The sequence below is a fragment of the Labrys sp. F242 genome (assembly GCF_057813875.1).
The window spans coordinates 1-325 of record NZ_JBVASG010000028.1 but is presented as its reverse complement, the minus strand read 5'-3'; the positions used below and the strand labels follow the sequence as shown (position 1 = coordinate 325).

The window sequence follows — 325 nt, the reverse complement described above, 5'->3', positions numbered from 1 at the left end:
GTACCAACCCGCCCAGCCATCGAGGAAGGCACCTTTCCAGAACAAGGTGTCGACGAACACCAGAAGCGGCGCCGGCCATGCCCTCAGCCGGAGGCGGTCGACCCGGTGTAGTGTGTCCCTGGGGGCCGCCAGCAGATGGTCGGCCTCGATATGCGCATAGCGCTTTTGCGAATCGACCCATCTGAGAAGGGGTTTGCGATCGTCGTGATCGATGGGCGCCGCCAGGGTGCCGACTTCGCCCGCCACGGTCACGCGATGGCCATGGCCCTCGTCGCGATCGCGCGCCGCCTGCCGGCGGTAGAGCACGGTGCGAGCGGGATAGAGG

The 325-nt window shown here is 67.1% G+C and carries 1 protein-coding gene; it reads right to left on the bottom strand.

Translation table 11 applies throughout. The features are described 5' to 3' along the window. Positions 1-325, bottom strand: a 325-nt coding sequence (locus ACZYTC_RS34290; protein WP_488991765.1) for a glycosyltransferase family protein, incomplete at both ends; no start/stop codon positions are given.